The 17,083-nt window shown below is 61.2% G+C and carries 17 protein-coding genes and 3 pseudogenes; 6 read left to right on the plus strand and 14 right to left on the minus strand.

The features are described 5' to 3' along the window. Positions 1-22 precede the first annotated feature (22 nt). The 6 genes and pseudogenes from HN018_RS26410 to HN018_RS26435 all read right to left on the minus strand — a co-directional run bounded on the left by HN018_RS26410 (position 23) and on the right by HN018_RS26435 (position 5,870). Positions 23-838: pseudogene (locus tag HN018_RS26410) on the minus strand (IS5 family transposase). 529 nt (positions 839-1,367) lie between these two features. Next, positions 1,368-2,030 (minus strand): annotated as a pseudogene (locus HN018_RS26415) (SOS response-associated peptidase). A 295-nt stretch (positions 2,031-2,325) separates the two neighbouring features. Then, complete coding sequence (gene tnpC, locus HN018_RS26420) at positions 2,326-3,897, minus strand: IS66 family transposase (RefSeq protein WP_172443600.1); 1,572 nt, start codon at positions 3,895-3,897, stop codon at positions 2,326-2,328. A 54-nt stretch (positions 3,898-3,951) separates the two neighbouring features. Beyond that, a complete protein-coding gene (tnpB, locus tag HN018_RS26425) occupies positions 3,952-4,299 on the minus strand; it encodes an IS66 family insertion sequence element accessory protein TnpB (RefSeq protein ID WP_171837380.1) in 348 nt (115 codons plus the stop codon). A 209-nt stretch (positions 4,300-4,508) separates the two neighbouring features. Continuing rightward, complete coding sequence (locus HN018_RS26430; RefSeq protein WP_172443453.1) at positions 4,509-5,555, minus strand: IS30 family transposase; 1,047 nt, start codon at positions 5,553-5,555, stop codon at positions 4,509-4,511. Positions 5,556-5,564: 9 nt separating this feature from the next. Beyond that, a complete protein-coding gene (locus HN018_RS26435) occupies positions 5,565-5,870 on the minus strand; it encodes a transposase (RefSeq protein ID WP_338034058.1) in 306 nt (101 codons plus the stop codon). 117 nt (positions 5,871-5,987) lie between these two features. On the opposite strand from HN018_RS26435, the gene HN018_RS26440 reads away from it, so the two are divergent. Next, positions 5,988-6,257 (plus strand): HU family DNA-binding protein, encoded by a 270-nt coding sequence (locus tag HN018_RS26440; RefSeq protein WP_171836886.1) that lies wholly within the window; start codon positions 5,988-5,990, stop codon positions 6,255-6,257. 458 nt (positions 6,258-6,715) lie between these two features. Here the strand turns inward: HN018_RS26440 and HN018_RS26445 are convergent, their stop codons facing one another. After that, a complete protein-coding gene (locus HN018_RS26445) occupies positions 6,716-7,069 on the minus strand; it encodes a hypothetical protein (RefSeq protein WP_171836885.1) in 354 nt (117 codons plus the stop codon). A 357-nt stretch (positions 7,070-7,426) separates the two neighbouring features. Between HN018_RS26445 and HN018_RS26450 the strand changes: the two genes are divergently transcribed. Together HN018_RS26450 and HN018_RS26455 are read left to right on the plus strand one after the other, a co-directional pair. Then, a complete protein-coding gene (locus tag HN018_RS26450) occupies positions 7,427-7,600 on the plus strand; it encodes a hypothetical protein (protein ID WP_171836884.1) in 174 nt (57 codons plus the stop codon). A 56-nt stretch (positions 7,601-7,656) separates the two neighbouring features. Next, positions 7,657-7,983 (plus strand): hypothetical protein, encoded by a 327-nt coding sequence (locus tag HN018_RS26455; protein ID WP_171836883.1) that lies wholly within the window; start codon positions 7,657-7,659, stop codon positions 7,981-7,983. Positions 7,984-8,314: 331 nt separating this feature from the next. Here the strand turns inward: HN018_RS26455 and HN018_RS26460 are convergent, their stop codons facing one another. From HN018_RS26460 to HN018_RS26490, 7 genes are all read right to left on the minus strand, one after another. Next, on the minus strand, positions 8,315-9,082 hold the full coding sequence (locus HN018_RS26460; protein WP_239479474.1) for a plasmid pRiA4b ORF-3 family protein: 768 nt from the start codon (positions 9,080-9,082) through the stop codon (positions 8,315-8,317). Beyond that, positions 9,034-10,686 carry an IS66 family transposase gene (gene tnpC, locus HN018_RS26465; protein ID WP_172443592.1) on the minus strand — a complete coding sequence of 551 codons (1,653 nt, stop codon included), beginning with the start codon at positions 10,684-10,686 and terminating at the stop codon, positions 9,034-9,036. The genes HN018_RS26460 and tnpC (HN018_RS26465) overlap by 49 nt, the downstream gene beginning before the upstream one ends. Before the next feature lie 63 nt (positions 10,687-10,749). After that, complete coding sequence (tnpB, locus tag HN018_RS26470; RefSeq protein WP_172443524.1) at positions 10,750-11,097, minus strand: IS66 family insertion sequence element accessory protein TnpB; 348 nt, start codon at positions 11,095-11,097, stop codon at positions 10,750-10,752. After that, on the minus strand, positions 11,094-11,438 hold the full coding sequence (tnpA, locus tag HN018_RS26475; RefSeq protein ID WP_172443593.1) for an IS66-like element accessory protein TnpA: 345 nt from the start codon (positions 11,436-11,438) through the stop codon (positions 11,094-11,096). The genes tnpB (HN018_RS26470) and tnpA overlap by 4 nt, the downstream gene beginning before the upstream one ends. A gap of 46 nt (positions 11,439-11,484) precedes the next feature. Next, positions 11,485-13,089, minus strand: coding sequence for a histidine kinase dimerization/phosphoacceptor domain -containing protein (locus HN018_RS26480; protein WP_171837932.1), 1,605 nt, complete (start codon positions 13,087-13,089; stop codon positions 11,485-11,487). A gap of 34 nt (positions 13,090-13,123) precedes the next feature. Continuing rightward, positions 13,124-13,462: a hypothetical protein gene (locus HN018_RS29640; protein ID WP_171837931.1), complete on the minus strand. Its 339-nt coding sequence runs from the start codon at positions 13,460-13,462 to the stop codon at positions 13,124-13,126. A gap of 146 nt (positions 13,463-13,608) precedes the next feature. Then, the gene (locus HN018_RS26490; protein ID WP_239479475.1) at positions 13,609-14,400 is read right to left on the minus strand and encodes an SOS response-associated peptidase; all 792 of its coding nucleotides are present in this window, start codon (positions 14,398-14,400) and stop codon (positions 13,609-13,611) included. Positions 14,401-15,245: 845 nt separating this feature from the next. Between HN018_RS26490 and HN018_RS29210 the strand changes: the two genes are divergently transcribed. The 3 genes and pseudogenes from HN018_RS29210 to HN018_RS26505 all read left to right on the plus strand — a co-directional run bounded on the left by HN018_RS29210 (position 15,246) and on the right by HN018_RS26505 (position 16,857). Further along, on the plus strand, positions 15,246-15,380 hold the full coding sequence (locus tag HN018_RS29210) for a YecA/YgfB family protein (RefSeq protein ID WP_275434456.1): 135 nt from the start codon (positions 15,246-15,248) through the stop codon (positions 15,378-15,380). Between the two features lie 62 nt (positions 15,381-15,442). Continuing rightward, positions 15,443-16,604 (plus strand): annotated as a pseudogene (locus tag HN018_RS26500) (IS3 family transposase). A gap of 25 nt (positions 16,605-16,629) precedes the next feature. Further along, complete coding sequence (locus HN018_RS26505; RefSeq protein ID WP_171837928.1) at positions 16,630-16,857, plus strand: hypothetical protein; 228 nt, start codon at positions 16,630-16,632, stop codon at positions 16,855-16,857. Positions 16,858-17,083 lie beyond the last annotated feature (226 nt).

A 17,083-nucleotide genomic window follows, 5' to 3' on the forward strand; every position in this document is an offset into this window, starting at 1 on the left:
TTCCGCAGCCTGCTAGAGGGTGTTATGAACTTTCATAAGGTCTGCGGCCTCGCTTGAGCATGTATCCGACGAAAGCGATCACGTGGAAGCCGGCGAGGGTTGTGGCATAGCGTTCGTAATCCTTGACCAGCCGACGGCAGCGTGTGGCCCAGGCGAAGGATCTTTCGACGACCCAGCGTCGGGGCAGCAAGACGAAACCACGCTTTGCCTCTGGCAGTTTGACGACATGCAACTGGATGCCTTCGGCGGCCGCCGCCTTCGCCGCGACCTTGCCAGTATAACCCTGGTCGACATAGGCAAGACTGACGCTGTCGCCAGTCGCGTCCTGGATCTCGGCGGCAAGACGCGTGATCGCAGCCCGGTCACCGACATCGGCCGGTGTGACGTGCAACGCGAGCAGGTGGCCGAGCGTGTCCACCGCCAGATGCACCTTCGACCCGCGTTTGCGCTTGGCCCCATCGTAGCCAGCGCGGGTGCCGCTTTCCGGTGTCGAACGCAGGGTACGGCTGTCGATGATCGCAGCACTCGGCTCTTCCCGCCGGCCGCAAGCCAGCCGCAGCAGTGCCCGCAAGTCCTGCGCCAGCATCTCGAAACATCCCGCCGCCAGCCAACGCTGGGACTGCTGATACACCGCCGCCCACGGTGGGAAATCATTCGGCATGGCGCGCCAGGCGATGCCCTAGCGAATCACGTAGCGCAGGGCGTTGAACAGTTCCTGCAGGGAGTGCTCACGCTGCGGGGCCGCCTCCGTCATCAGCGTCAGATACGGGACAACCAGTGACCATTCCTCGTCGCTGACGTCAGATGGGTAGGGCTTGCGAGGCAGCACGGGAGACATCCATCTCCATTAGACCGCAGCCTCGCCGAAGTACATAACACCCTCTAGCCGTTTAGCCTGCTTCTCCGTCAGATTGAGGCAGTTCTTCACTGCTGCCCAACGTGGCTCCCTAGTGCCTTTCCGGATGTAGACAGAGCGCGCCGATCCAACAGTGCGTTTGAGAAGTTCGTCCATTGGATAGCCGATTAGGGGGTCAGCCATCAGTAGCTCCCTGGCCCGGCGATCGCGCCAACGCGGCCGTTACGCTCGAGCCGAACGGCGCCAGGTGATTTCAGACAGATCACGCATCGCAAGCGGGCCAGGGCTCTCGACACTGTAATATCCGGCCGGCACTTCACCAGCACCGCTACCAGAACGACGCCCTGTCGGGAGCATCGATCGCGATCAGCGATCGGGTGCCAATCAGAATACTCGGCAAGAAGCTGCTCGCGTACGTAGGCTGCTGCCTTCTGGCGTGACGTGTTGTGACCCATGGCAGTGTATCTTGTCGGGTACGAACGAAACAAGAACAAGAGGGCTGTGGCGATCGTCAGCTAGCTTGATCGCGATCCTGTTTGGATCCCCGCGCCACAACCTTGAGCCAGTCGTCAGGCAGCGGTCGCTGGAGCGCCAGGGCGTCCTTGGTCGGTGCGGAGAGGCATAGACTGACCTCCTTAGCCGTCGTCGAATCACCGGCATGGCCTTCGGATGGTAGTGGCTGACAACGGCGTTCGGCTCGGTGGTCAGGAAACCATACAGGTCGTTGGTGGTCTCGCCTTCCTTCACCTTCCGGGTGGAGGTCCATCACGTCCAGACGCCGGCAAAGCAGGCCAGGGAGCGACTGTCATCGAGGGCAAACCAGATTGGCGGCTTGGTGCCGTCCGGCAGATGTTCGTGCTCCGAGAAGCTGTTGAAGGGCACGATGCAGCGGTGCCCTGGCCCCAGCCAGCGCCGCCAGTGCGGGGAGGCTACGTTGCGGATGTTGGTCACGCCGCTGTCGGCGTTACGGCCCTTGATGGCGAAGGCCGGAGACGGCATCCCCCCACCTGGCCATGGTCAGTTCGCGCCCACCCGGGCTATTGCGAACGATCAGCGTCGAGTAGTCCGGGAAGATCCCCGACAAGGGCGGCAGGTTGCCAGTGCTGTCGAAGATCGCCTTAAAGGCGGCGCTCGGGGCCGTTTGGCCCGCCATACTGCTGTAGAGATTGCAGATGTGCCTGCTTCCTTAATTAGAGTTTCATACGACATCAAGACATGCGATCTGTTTTGGGACGGCGTCGCAAGTTTGGGATGAGTATGGCTAGATTTTCAATTGGACAAGTCGTTCGCTGCAAATCCGGCAGCCGGCCGATGATTTTCGGAGGAACGTTGGGGGACACGGATACTGCATATCTCACCTGGACCGATGGAACGGATGCTTATGCCACGGTGATAGATAAAGACGAGCTAGAGGGGTTGCCTAAAGGCTCGTCGTAGCGTATCTATCCGCTAAGCACCACGGATGCGCTTCAGGCGGCTGCGGCAGCCAGCGTTTTTGGTTTTGACCAATTCCATGGCAACAGATCGCCGAGATCGCGATCGGGTTGATCGGCAATACGGCGTAGGACATCGGCGAGCCAGGCGCGCGGATCGACCCCATTCAGCTTGGCGGTGATGATCAGCGTGTAGACTTCAGCTGCGCGCTCACCACCACGGTCGGATCCGGCGAACATCCAGGACTTTCGCCCGAGTGCAATTCCTCTGAGGGCACGTGCCGCGGCGTTGTTGGTCAGGCAGATCCTGCCGTCGTCGAGAAACCTGGTGAATGCAGGCCAGCGTTTGAGCATGTAGTCCATTGCCCGGCTGACCTCGTTGTGGCGAGACAGCCGGCTGCGCTCAGTGCGCATCCAGGCTTCCAGCTCTGCGACCAGAGGCACGACCTGTTCTTGTCGTGCAGCGCGTCGCTGCTCAGGTATGAGGCCGTTGATGGTGCGCTCGACGTCAAAGATCAGATCGATCCGGCGCACAGCCTCGATGGCGATCGGCGCCTTGGCCACGTCGGCCAGCACAAAGAATTTCCTCCGGCCGTGCGCCCAGCAGGCGGCCTCGGAGATCGCATCTGGTCTGCGCCCGGGCAGGTAGAGCTCGTTGAATCCTGCATAGGCATCGGCCTGCAGAATACCTGCGTACTGCGCCAGGTGTCGGCGTGGATGCTCGCCGCCTCGGTCCGGTGAGTAGAAAAACATCGCCGCTGGTGGCTCCGGACCGCCGAATGGACGGTCGTCGCGGACGTAGGTCCAGAGCCGACCGATGCTCGTCTTGCTCTTTGCCAGTACCGGCACCGTGGTGTCGTCGCCGTGCAGCCGGTCTGCTGCCAGCACGTGCTTGCGGATCAACGCCAACAGCGGCGCGAGGGCCGCGGTGCACGCGCCGACCCACCCGCCCAGGGTCGAGACGTCGAGGTGGATGCCCTCCAGGGCGTAGCTCTCGCTCTGCCGGTTCAGCGGCAGGTGCTGGCCGAACTTCGCTTCCAGGATCATGGCCAGAAGTTCGGGCCCGGCACGACCGCGGGCGATTGGATGAAACGGTGCCGGCGGCTGGGTGATGCTCTCGCAGGCACGGCAGGAGAACTTCTCGCGCACTGTCTGGATGACCTTCCACTGGCGCGGGATCACCTCGAGTGTTTCCGTGATCGTCTCACCGAGCTTGACCAGCCGGCCGTGGCAGTTGGGACAAGCGGTCGGGCCTGGAACGACGACGCGCTCGCGCGGCAGATGGGCTGGCAGCGGCCCGCGCACCGGCTTTGCCCGGCTCGAACCCGGATGCGGATCCCCAGGTGCTGCTGGCTCGACGTCAGCCTCGGCGGCATTGGCCTCCGGCTCCTCGAGCTGCAGCTCCAGCTGGTCGAGCAGCCTGCGACTGCGCTCCGACGTTGGGCCGAACCGGTCACGCTGCAGGTTGGCGATCAACAGCTTGAGGTGCGCGATCATCGCCTCCGCACCGGTCGCCCGCGCCTCGGCTGATAACCGGGCCGCGCGCTCGGCAACGAGTGCCGCCCGCAGCGTGTCGATGTCGTCAGGCAGGATGTCGGCATCGGGCATCACGCCGGCGATTCAACCACATCCCGGCTGGCTTGTGTACCGATTGTCTCGTCGTCAGCCTGCGGCCTCGGGCCGCCAGGTGCGCTGCGGATGCCGCCAATCGATCCCTTCCAGCAGCATCGAGAGCATCGCCGGTGTCAGCGACACCACGCCCTCCTGCGCCTGCGGCCATACGAATCGGCCGCGCTCCAGACGCTTGGCATACAACGACATGCCGAGCCCGTCGTGCCACAGGATCTTCACCAGATCACCGCGGCGCCCCCTGAACACGTAGAGATCGCCGACATGGGGATCACGCTCGAGCGCCTGCTGCACCTGCAGGGCCAGGCCGTTCATGCCGCGGCGCATGTCACTGGCTCCGGCCGCCAGCCAGACCCGGACCCCGGACGGAACCGGGATCATCCGCGCAGAACGGCCACGATACGCCGCAGGGCCGCCTGGTTGACCGTCTCATCGACCCGCACACAGACGCCGCCCGGAAACTCGATCTCGATCAACGCAGGCTTAGTCGACGCTTTCGGTGTAGGCCGTGGCACCGGGCGCGATTGGTCAGGCTGTTTCTCGGCAGCACGCAGCTCGTCAACGAGGTGAACCGGAACAAGTCGGCGGATTCAAGTTCCGGAGCGAACACCCACGCCGAAGACTTTGTTTACACCAGCCTGCCCGGCCAGCAACATGCTGAATTGCTCGCTTGGCGTCGCGTAGTCGAGCGTCTTTCGAGGACGGCTATTCAGGCTGTCGGCAACGATGTCGAGATCGTCCTGATCCAAGCCCGACAGAGCCGTGCCTTTCGGGAAATACTGGCGCAGCAGACCATTGGTGTTTTCGTTGGAGCCACGCTGCCAAGGTGAGTGAGGGTCGGCGAAGAAGATCCTCATGCCAGTGCTCAGCGCCACGCTTTCGTGCTGTGCCATTTCCTTGCCTTGGTCGTAGGTCAGCGTCTTGCGCAAAGATGCGGGAATGGCATTCAGCGCGCCGGAGAAAGCGCTCGCCACCACATCGGACTTGCGCGTAGGCATGTGCACCAGCACCACAAAGCGGCTTGTCCGCTCGACCAACGTGCCGATGGCACTCGCTCCGCCGGTGCCCAGAATAAGATCGCCTTCCCAATGGCCCGGGACCAGCCGGCCCTCGATTTCCTCAGGTCGTTCCTTGATGTTGGTCATGTTGCAAAGTTTGCCGCGGCGTTCGCTGCCCTTTGGCTTGCGGCCGCGCATTGGCTTGTCCTGTCGCAAATACGAGATCAGCTCACGGCGTAGTTCACCGCGCGGCAAGGCGTAAATCGCCGTGTAGATTGCCTCGTGCGATACCGACAGACCAGGTGGCTGCTCCGTTCCCGCCTCCATCCGCTTACGCCTGCCCGATATCTGCTCGGGGGACCAACCCAGACGCAAAAGCCCCGCCACACGGCCGAACAGCTCACCATCATGCGCCAGAACAGGCCTGCGTCCAGTCAGGCGACGATCTGCCTCGGCCTGCGTCGCCGCAGCCTGCGCCCGGTAGGAGGTCGCGCCGCCATGCCGATTGATCTCGTCCGAAATCATGCCCGCAGAGCGATCCAAGTCGCGTGCAATCGCCCGCACGCCCCAGCTATCACAAAGGCGAACCTCGATCATCGATCGATCAAACACCGTTAGCTTACGTCGTTGCCCTGCCATCCCACCACCCTACACCCGTTGGCCCGGCGTGGGTGTTCGCTCCGGAACTTGAATCCGCCGTCGTAATGCGGATCCAGTCTTTACCACCGCGGCTACTGCCCGCTCGCGGCGCCACCGGTAGACAAGGCTTGTGCAGATCCCGTGTCTGGCCGCCAGTTCTCGAATCCGAGTGCCGGGTACGTAGGAGTTCGCAACCACAAGCGCGCGAAACGCCGGATCATGGGCACGACGCCGATCGCTGACGATCTCGATCCGCTGCATCGAAGCTGCCTGAGTGGCTGCCACTGTGGCAGCCTCATCTGCTGTGTTCACCATGAGGCTAAGCAAATCGGCATTGGCTTATTCCAGCAAGACGTCACTCGCCGGGCGGATACGTCGTAGCTTTCAAAGCGTATTGATATCTACAGTGCCTACCGCGATCGGATAACGTTCATGAGCAAAGCCTTCATCACTGTCGTGCTGCAGGACAGCCTCAACTGCACTGGTGTTGCGGCCAATCAGGCCGCAGAAGACCTCATGACCGCCATCGTCCACGAGATGAAGAAGGAAGGCGGCTTCACCCTGCCGTCCTTTTGTACATTCAGGGTTGTCAAGACAAAGGCTCGTAAGGCGTTGAACCCACGCACCGGAGAGGCAGTCAAGGTGAAGGCCGGGAAGACCGTGCGGTTCAAGGCCAGCCCGAAGCTTAAAAAGGCGGTTTAGGTATCCCTCGTGCATGCTTCTCTGACGAGCGCAGAGACAGCATATGTGGCGTCACGGTCACAAGCCTAACGTGATGACCGGCCCAAGCTGTCGTGAATACCGATCCTGTTCAACATGTAGGCTTATTGCTTGAGTTTTAGCGAGTGCCTAGCGTGTCCCATTTTGACGACAAAAACAAAGAAGCAAGCTTAATCGAACGCGGCCAGGCTGCAATTGAAGAAAGTCGGGTCACTCGGGCTTGGGTGGAGCTTTTGGCGGCTGAACGGCGAAAGGTTGTCGCTAAAGCTGCTAAAGCAAGAGCTTTCCGGTATCTAAGAGCCGTCAAACACAGCTGATTTTAATACAAAATCTCACAAGATGGCATGAACCGCTTTGCGGCCTTTACATCCGAAAAGCACGGAGAAGATAATTGGTGGCCGTGAAGAACTGCTTCAATTTGACTGATAAGCGGGTCACTGTCAGTGAAGTCGGTGAGAAGGGCGGCTGATTGGTCTGACGAACTCTTGGTTCATAAAGTAGCGCCGTGAGCCCATATATTTACCTTCGCTATCGCCCTCACGTTTTATGAACATGACTTCAAGCAATACTAACTCCCTTACGATCTGACTGACGTGCCTGGGAGACAGCATGAGCGTTTTGGCTATTTCTCTACGGGTTAGCATGATCTGCGTGGCGATCTCCCCGGTCTGTGGAATGACATATGACACTAAATGGGTAGATAGCATCGCCCATAGGTTAAGGGCTTTATAAGGGTGCTTGCTGTTCTCGATAAGCCACCTCACAACTGAGGAATCTTTCTCTGGATCAATCATGATCTTATCAAGAGACTTAGGAATCATCAAACTCGGCTTTAGACAATTCGGACCTCGGGGTTCAAGCATTAAAGAAGGTGAAAGCATCGATTGTCATAACCACCGCTCATGGCAAACTCACTACGTACACCGGCTATGGTAGGCACGAAGGATGTCCGTGACGCCGTGTCTATGTCGAGGTTGGTGAGATATCTTTAATGAGACGCTTGCTCTCACTGAAACTTGGTATGCTTAGACGCCGATCTCGAATGTCAGGTTGGTCCGCTGGGGCGGGGGTGCCGGGCGATTATATCCAGGGCCGCCCGGCACCCAAACACTCCACGGTTCATCTGGACACAGGAGCGGTATGCTGCTGCGATGATCAAGTGGTTCAAGCCTACCGAGGGCGCTGGCACGCGGATGGAGGGCCAGTTCGTGGCGCTGGCCAAAATAGCCCAGCGTCTTTCGGAGGATGATCGGCTGACCTTGCTAGAAGTGGCGAGGAAGCTGTCCTCATCGCCGATTAGCTCCTTCAAGAGTGAGGATGCCTGACGGCCAACGCAATCGACCTCGTATGCGGCCATGATGTCCGCAACCAGCCCAACAACATGACCTTTGACGCAACGACGAGAGCCTTCTGGTCCGGATTCTGGAACCTCAAGGAAGATGAAGCCGAGCCTCTGGTCGGCGGCTGGCTCTACCTGCACCTCACGAAGACCGATCTGTCCTACTACGGAGGACCTGTCCTCGAGTTCGAATGGGTGGAGATATCCGGTGTGGTGCGCACCAAGAGGATCAGGTTCCGATTTCAGCCGTCTGCCGCTGCAAAGGGCGTCCGCTGGCGTGGCCAAAGTCACGCTCGCGCTTGGACGGGCGGCCCTGTCGACGCGGCCTATCCGCATGAGCGGACAACAACCCCTCTGGTAGGGTCGTGAACTTCGGATTTGGCGCGCACCGGCGCGCTGGCCGTCTCCGGCACTACAAGGCCGCTTTTGGTATGTGCACAGGAACGATGACTGTAACCCGCAGCCCTGGCTGATTGTCGCTGCGGATCAGCTCGCCGCCGAGTTACTTTACCAGCCCCTCCATGATGTGTGGGCCGAACTCCCTGCGGAAGGTGTTCTTCGTCAGGCCCTTGTCAGAGACGACCATGTGGATGTGCGCACGATCGTCCTCCAGCTCGATCTGGACCTGGATCTGGATCGGGCCCGGGCTTCCGGCATAAGGTATCCATCCGGCGGGAGCCGCGGCTGAGTTTACATGTTCCTATTTGCTGGGATCGTGTGATGTTTTCAGGATCCTAGTTCTAGCGGCATTGCGCCGACTGGCGATGCGGCCAAGGGCTATCCTAAGGGAGAATTCGTCGATCTTCTTGGGGTTCCAGCCCTCCAGATATTCGGCGACCCTGGCATGATCGGGGTGCTCGGGGTCGGCGAGGGCGTCGAGCAAGTGGTAGTAGCCGGGGATGCCGCCGCAGTCGTCGGGTGGGCAGTCCCATTCGCCGCCAACGTAGTGGGGGTAGGAGACGTCGTGCAGGCCGTGGCGGATTTTGGTGACGGTGATGCAGTGTTGCCAGCTGTCGCCAATGTCGTAGAGGTAGTCGATGTTGGTTTTGCGGGGTTTCAGAACGTCGCGTAAGCGGACCTTGATCGCCTCGGTGCGGGGTGCGGAACCCCAGTCCTCATCCATCGGCAGCCCATAGATCTTCTTGTCGATCGTGAACTCCCACAGGTGCTGGTCGAGCCAGCCCATGGTGATCTGGACGATGTCGTGCAGCACCTTGAGCGTGATGGAGGTCGGCACCTCCACCTCGCGCCAGATCAGCGGGTCGGTGTCCAACAGTTCGATTTGGACCGTGCAGATCTGGTTGACGCTGTCTGCAGCAGAGGTGTCGTTGGCAGGGACTTTGCTCGGGCTCATGCGGCCAGTTTGACAGCCTGCTCCATTCAGTTCCAGGGCAGCAACCCGTCGAGCCGCGATGCGGGTTAGGCGGCCTGATCGACGGCGCTGGATTTGGCTGCGGCCCAGTTCCAAGGCAGCAACTCATCGAGGCGCTGCGCCGGATGTTCCGCGATGCGGGCCAGCACGTCAGCCAGCCAAACCTGCGGGTCGATGTCGTTCATCTTGGCCGTGACGATCAAGCTGTACATGACCGCAGCACGCTGTCCGCCACGATCCGAACCACAGAACAGCCAAGACTTTCGCCCAAGTGCAATGCCCCTCAGCGCGCGTTCGGCCGCGTTGTTGCTGAGGCAGACACGTCCATCGTCCAGGAACCGGGTGAACGCCGTCCAGCGTTTCAGCATGTAGTCGATGGCTTTGGCGACGTCGTTGCCACGCGCGAGCTTGACCCGTTGCGCGCCCAACCAGTTCTGCAGGTCGATCACCAGGGGAAGTGACAAGGCCTGCCGGGTCGTCCGGCGCTCAGCAGCGCTGTGGCCGTTGATGTCGCGTTCGATGTCGAATAGGGCGTCGATGCGTTGCACGGCTTCCAGGCAGATCGGCGACAGAACCGCTGGGGCCTTGCCGTGCGCTGCGCGGCGCGCGCTGCCCGCAAGGTCGGCCAGCACGAAAAACTTCCGACGTGCATGCGCCCAGCAGGCGGCTTCCACGATCGGCCCAGGTCTGCGTCCCGGTTCATAGAGCTTGCCATAGCCGCCATAGGCGTCGGCCTGCAGGATGCCGGTGTAGGCTGCCAGATGGCTTTGCGGGTGTTCGCCGCCGCGATCGTGCGAGTAGTGGAACACCGCGCCCGGCGGAGCGGGACCGTTGAACGGCCGATCGTCGCGCACATAGACCCAGAGACGGGCGATGTCGGTCTTGCCGCGGGCCAGCACCGGCACCGTGGTGTCATCGCCATGCAGCCGTTCTGCCGCCATGACATGAGCAGCCAAGCGCCCAAACAGCGGCATCAGCACGGCTGTGCAGGCACCGACCTGGTCGGCCAGGGTCGACAGGCTGACCGCCACACCCTCGCGGGCATAGCGTTCTGCCTGCCGGTTGAGCGGCTGATGCTGGCCGAACTTTTCGAACAAGATCATGGCCAGCAGGTTCGGTCCGGCCCAGCCGCGGGGCGTCACGTGGAACGGCGCCGGGGGCTGGCTGATGCGCTCGCAATCGCGGCAGGAGAATTTCTCACGCACATGCTGGATGACTTTCCAGCTGCGCGGGATGACCTCCAGGGTCTCCGTGACGTCCTCCCCCAGCCTGGACAGCCGTGTGCCGCCGCAGCAGGCGCAGGCCGACGGACCTGCGATGACGACGCGCTCGCGAGGCAGGTGTTCGGGAAACGGGCGCCGGGCCGGGCGCTTGCGGGTAAAGCCGGTGACGGCCGTGGTCTTGGCCGCGGCGGCCTCGGCAGCCAGCTCGTCCTCGGTGGCCGATGCTTCCAGCTCCTCCAGCTGCAGCTCCATCTGCTCCAGCAGGCGGGCGGTGCGCTCCGAGCGTGGCCCGAAGCGGTCGCGCTGGAGTTTCTCGATCAGCAGTTTCAAATGGGCGATCAAGGCCTGGTCGCTGGACTGCCGCGCCAGCGCGGCGGCGGCCTCGGCAGTGACCCGGACGACATCGGCTCGTGCTGCCAGCAGCGCTGCCTTGAGCGTGTCGATGTCGTCCGGCAGGGCGGCGAGCTCGGTGTCCACGCTGGTGACTCAATCACAAATCAGGGCGGCATAGTACCCGTTTTTCAGGCCAGGACGACCGCATTATCCCGCCGATTGCGGCCGCCACGTCTGCTGCGGATTGCGCCAATCAATTCCCTCTAAAAGATAGCTCATCTGGCCAGCTGTCAGGGCCACGACGCCGTCCACCGTCTGGGGCCAGACGAAGCGCCCGCGATCCAGGCGCTTGGCATACAGCGACAGTCCAAGCCCGTCATGCCAAAGCGCCTTGAGCAACGAACCGGTGCGGCCGCGGAAAACAAAGACGTCGCCCGCGAACGGGTCGCGGCCAAATCCCTCCTGCACCAGCAGCGCCAGGCCCGGCATGCCGCGACGCATGTCGGTGTGACCGGTTGCTATCCAGATGCGCACCCCACTGGCGATCGGGATCATCGCAAAGCCTGAAGTGCGGCGGTCACCAAAGCTGGCGACGCCTGGGCGTCGATCCTCAGTCGGGTTCCGTTGACCAGTTCCACGGTAATTGCTGTCGTGTCGGCCGGAGACGCGATGGGTGCTGCCTCGGGCAGCAGAACCGCCGGTGCGAACGGCATGCTCGTCTCAGTCATGGCTTGTCGTCGCCACTTGTAGATCAGGCTTGTCGAGACTTCGAACTGGCGGGAAACGTCCGCCACAACGGCGCCAGGCATGAAGGCCGCATTCAAGATCCGGCGACGCTCGTCCCAACTCCACCGACGTCGCCGCTCCGGACCCGTCAGCAAGGTTATCTGCGGCATGCTGTGCTGCTATGAGCGCTCATAAGGACTCCTTACGAGCGCAGACTCACAGTTGAGCTACCGCACCACAAGGCGGCACCCGGCGGAGGGATACGGCATAAGCATACTTGTTTGAGTTGATCAGCAACTCGGTCAGCACCAGACCCAGGGTCACCGCGCGGTCGGTGGCGATCAGCACTGGCATCAGATCCAGGGCTAGGTGCTTCGCCCAGTCCTGGCCCATAAAGGAGAAGGTGTCCGCGCACAGCTCTTCGATGTAGCGGGCGCCGTCGACCACCTCAACATGGTCACCGCGGTAGAGCCGGCGGTGGACCAGTGCCACGGCGGTCAGGCGCCGGCGGGCTTCTTCCAGGGCTTCCTGCAGCTCCACGTTGGTCGATGTGTTGGCCTGCAGACCCAAAAAAGTGAAGACCAGCAGAATGCTGTTCTGCACGCGATGATTGACCTCGCCGATCAGGAACGCCTTCTGTTGCAGGAGAAGATCCTTGTCCTGCAGGATCCTGGTCAGGTTGCCGTTGAGCTCGCGCAGGCGCCGGTTTCGCTGCACGTCAGCCAACGCAGATCGCAGCCGCGTAGCCGCCTCGACCTCCGCGAGCGACCAGGCCCGAGCGCGTCCGCGGACGATCTCGGCGCAGGCCTCGAACGACGCCCGCGGCGTCAACGGTATGCAGGAATCGAGACTATGCTCCTTGTGCGGGTTGCCGGCCCACTCGACGGTTTCGATCTCTTCGGCCCGGAACCAGAGCAGCAGCCACGGCTCGTCGACCGACAGGGGCACCGACAGCACACCGCTAACCAGTTTCTGGAACCTGGCGCCGGCCGGGTAGACGCGCGACAGGCTGTCGGTAGAAAACACCGGCACGACGGCGCGATCCGACAGCCATACCGCGAGAGCCCCGATCTCATTATCGCTGGGGCAAATCCCGCTGGTGATCAGCTCGCGCCCGCGCAGCACCGCCACGCCATCGCCGCCCATCATCCGGCCGATCTCGTCCAGATGGTCGGACAAGGCATCGTACAGCGAGCCCTCCCGGGAGAGCAGGGCGACGATGTCATCCTCGAAACTGCGCAACCGGATGCGTTGGCGAAAGTTTTCCGCCTCGTCCTTCGCCTTGATTTGCCGTCTCAGGCTGGCTGCCAGCGACCGCCAGGCGGCGCTGACATGGTAGGTCAGCGATCGGGGCATCTCATTGTGACAGGCGACCAGGCCCCATAGGATGCCATTGCGCACTATCGAGAACGAGGAGGAGGCCTGCACACCCATGTTCTGGAGATACATCAGGTGCATCGGCGAGACGCTGCGCAGGCTGCAGTCGCTCATGTCGAGCGGCTCGGATCCCGTCCGGCTCGGTCGCAGGGCGACCGGCTCGTAGAACGCGTCGGGAATGACCCGCAGCACATTGCGGACATACAGCGCTCGCGCCTGCTGTGGAATGTCGGATGCGGGAAAGTGTTGGTTGAGGAACGAGTACAGATCCTTCCTCTTGTCCTCCGCCAGGACCTTGCCCGCGGCGTTGTCCAATAGCCGGTACACCATGACCCGATCAAACCTGGTCAGCCGCCGGAACTCGACGGCGGCCTGCTCGAAGACAGATGTCAGTGACGCAGCCCGCTCGAATGCGGCCGCTGCCACTGCTACCCAGTCGATCACGCGCGACGCCGACAGGCCATCGACGGACGCTGTCTCAAGTTCGACTATGATGTGGGTGCCGCCGCGATGGGCGGTGACGTCCAGCAGCTCGCCGGCCGACGTCTGCAGCTGTCCCATTGAACCCGCCCATACCATACGGCATCGCCAGAGCGGCGATCTTCTCGCCGATTACGTCGCTGATGAGCACCTTGAGGGGCTGACCCTTCGATGCTGTCACACCAGGGCGATGCTCAATGTCGCCTGCCACATGCTGCACACGCAGGTCCTCCGTAGCAGCTACCAGCATCATGCCGTGTGGTTGGATCGATCCTGGCGCGTGGATTAGCTCCCGGTCGCAGGAGGTCGGGTCAAGTGGTTCAAGCGTGACACTCATCTTTTAGTACTCTTTCGCGCAGGGCGGAGTACAAGCAGGCTCTGAATCGCTTGTGCTCTGAGCCCGGCAAGCGGCGCTAGACGATAGCAGCGCTTTATTAGTATTCGAGAACAACGCTCACGCTGAGCATGAACTCGGCGATAAGTTCAATGGATCTTCTGAAAGGGAAGCGATGCAGTTGCTGAAATCAGATTTCTTGAGTCGTTGTTGTCACGTTCATTGACCCGGTTGCTCACCCGCCACCGACACAGAACGTCCTCTCTTGCGGGTCGCAATAACTCAAGCGGCCCTTTGTTAAGCCACACGTCCCAATCTTCAGGCTCAAGAACCACGGGCATGCGGTCATGGACCGCCGCCATCAAGGTATTGGCTGTCGTAGTTATGATGCTGAAGGAACTTACTTCGTAGCCGAAAGGATCCTGCCACAAGTCCCATAATCCAGCGACGGCTAGCAGCGCTCTGTCCTGTCGATCGAACGCAAAGGGTTGTTGTGCTCTGGTTGTCTGATCCCATTCGTAGAATGCATCCATCGGCACGATGCAGCGCCGCAGGGCCACGGCGAGCCTGAACATTCCCGACGTCTTAAGTCGCTCTACCGGTGCAGCCGTCGGTTGCTTGCCCCTGCCTTTCGACCAGCTGGGGATCAGGCCCCAGTGCATCAGCTGCAACTCACGACGACCGGTGACCATGTTGCGGCGCACAACCGAGACCTTCTGGCCCTGGCTAACGTTGAAGTTGGGGCCCGTGCCCAGGTCAGAGCTAGCCGTTGCGAAGACGGTCTGCAGAATATTCTGAGGTTGAGCGGAGACAAATCGGGATGTCATAACGAAACTGTGATGCAAAACTTGAGATATGTCGAGCGGCCACAGCGGGACGCGGGGGAAATGGCGCTGCGTTACCCACGCGGCAGTGGAGCTTTGCCGCAGTCTTGGGATCATTACCACGGCCGAGGGCATCAAGACGCCGGAGCAGCTGGCAGAGATCGTCAGGCTGGGCTGTAACGAGCGGCGAGGCTACTTGTTGGCGCGACCCCGGTCAGTGGCTGATATCCCTCCCTTGGTTGAGAGCTGTCCAGCGCCACAACTGGACGGCCAGCCCTAGCTTCATCGGCGGCAAGGAACTGCATCGACCTGAAGAGAAACGGGCCAGGAGGCCCGTTGAATGAGAGGGGGTCTATTCGGAGACGTTGGTAAACCGGTAGCTCGCCCGCCGGCTAGGTTCTAGAACCGCTGCGCTTGTCATTAGATTTCTGGTTATACCTAGCCCATCATATAAATTGACCTTGCGTCATGCCCAACCTTGTCGTGCCCTGGAGTAGATCATGCCGACCAATCGCAGAGGCTACCTACTTCCGACCGTGGTGGGTGCCTTCGTTGCGGCGGCTGCAGTTGGCATTCTTTTGAGCTATGTCACGCCGCATCAGCACCATTCCCTTGTTGATGGATCAACAGCTGCTACCGAGGCCGTAGGCCGCCCAGGGCAATAGCTTCCGCCTTCGTTGGCACAGTCGTTAGCGATAGATGCTGACAGACCAATCCGTTGATAAAGCGAACCCTTAACCCGCCCACAGAATCGAATGGCAGAAGCATACAGGTCTATATTATTTTGAAGTCAGTGATCTGGTAGTAGCCCCCACACGGTGGAGGCTACCCACCAGACACGGTATATTTAAAGCTTAGATGCCAGACGTTCGGGTCTTATCGATATTGGCCGTTGCAGATCCCGTACGGGTTGTCGGCCCATCAATTTCAACCTCCTCGCGACGCAAAGTGTCCTTGATCGTTTGTCGCTCACGCCGGACAAGCATGCACCGGTGTTCGAGAAGGCCGACGATGGACTGGTGGATCTCCATCCGTGGTGCATGGGGTTTATCCTCGCGATGCAGCTGCGGCTCAAGGAGTGGCAGCCGCTCCTGTGAGGTGGTCCCCGATTTCCGGACAGTAGGTTAAGCTTGGTTTGCCTTTGAGAAGGACGAACCTGATGACGGGCAAGCCGAAGAGATATGCGGCGGATTTCAAGGCCAAGGTTGCTCTTGAGGCGTTGCGTGGCGAGCTGACCACGGCACAACTGGCGACGAAGCATGGCGTGCACCAAACGATGATCAGTGAATGGAAGCGCCAGGCGGTAGAGGGTCTGGCCGGGGTGTTTTCCGACAAGTCTGCAGCCCAGGAAACGGCCAGGGCGTCGGAAGCGGACGTAGAGAAGCTGCACGCGAAGATTGGCCAGCTTCTGGTGGAACGGGATTTTTTGGCGAAGGCCTCCGGTCGATGAGCGTCGAGCGGAGGCGGCAGATGATCGAGCCCGGGCATCCGAACCTTTCGGTGGTGCGCCAGTGCGCGCTGATATCGATCAACCGCTCCGGGTGGTATTACCAGCCGAGCGGGGAGACGCTGCTGAACCTGGAGCTGATGCGGTTGATCGACTTGCAGTTCCTGGAGACGCCCTGGTATGGATCGCGCCAGATGGCCCGGCACCTCTGCCGGGAGGGCTATGTCGTCGGTCGCAAGCGGATCCGGCGGCTGATGGCACGAATGGGACTGGCGCCGATCTACCAGCGGCCGCGGACGACGGTTCCGCATCCTGAGCACCAGATCCACCCCTATCTGCTGCGAAACCTGGTGATTGATCGTCCAAACCAGGTCTGGTGTGCCGACATCACGTATATTCCGATGCGGCGTGGTTTTCTGTATCTGGTCGCCGTGATGGACTGGGCCACGCGCAAGGTTTTGTCCTGGCGGGTCTCCAATACGATGGACATGGAATTCTGCATCGCGGCGCTGGAAGATGCCCTGGCGCAGTTCGGGCGGCCGGAGATTTTCAACACGGACCAGGGCAGCCAATTCACCTCGCCGCAGTTCACCGGCGTGCTGCGACAGGCGGGCGTGCAGGTCTCCATGGATGGGCGGGGACGTTGGATGGATAACGTATTTATCGAGCGCCTCTGGCGCAGCTTGAATATGAATGCGTGTATCTGAACGCGTTTGAGACCGGTTCGGAACTGCGCGCTGGCCTCGCAGGCTGGATCGACTACTACAACGCCAAGCGTCCCCACTCGACCCTGGCCAATCATACACCGGACGAGGCGTATTGGGCTTCCGGCATGGAAAATTGGCGGCCTGACGACAACCAGAACCAAGCTTAACCGAGCCGTCAAATCGTCCGATGGTATGGGACCACCTCACCTGGATCTGGACAGGATCGACCATGCGCTGCTGCTGCCGATCCTGCTCTACTGCACGGACCCGCTCGGAAATCCTTTGCTCGGGCCGCCGCGCGAAGGTCCCGCGACCGACGAATTCATCAGCAATGCCTACCACAACATCCCGCTCGTGATCCCGGCCATCAGAGAGTTCTGGATGCCGAAGCGACTCAAAGAAGGGCGCCGTCAACGCTGAACCTGAGCGGTCAGCTCGCACCGGTTACCGACATTCTCTCAAAAGCCTCGGCCTGGTTTGCACGAGAGACCGGCGCGGTGCCGTCGAGCTCTTCCGGTTCAGGAGCGCGAACCAGGCCTGTTTCCCGATTGCCACCATGGCGCGCGTCCTCGGAGTGTCCAAGGCGGGCTACCATGCTTGGATCTGCGTGTTCCGGCTGATCCTGATCACTGATTCCGTTTGATGG

The sequence above is a fragment of the Lichenicola cladoniae genome (genome assembly GCF_013201075.1).
Taxonomy (GTDB): domain Bacteria; phylum Pseudomonadota; class Alphaproteobacteria; order Acetobacterales; family Acetobacteraceae; genus Lichenicola; species Lichenicola cladoniae.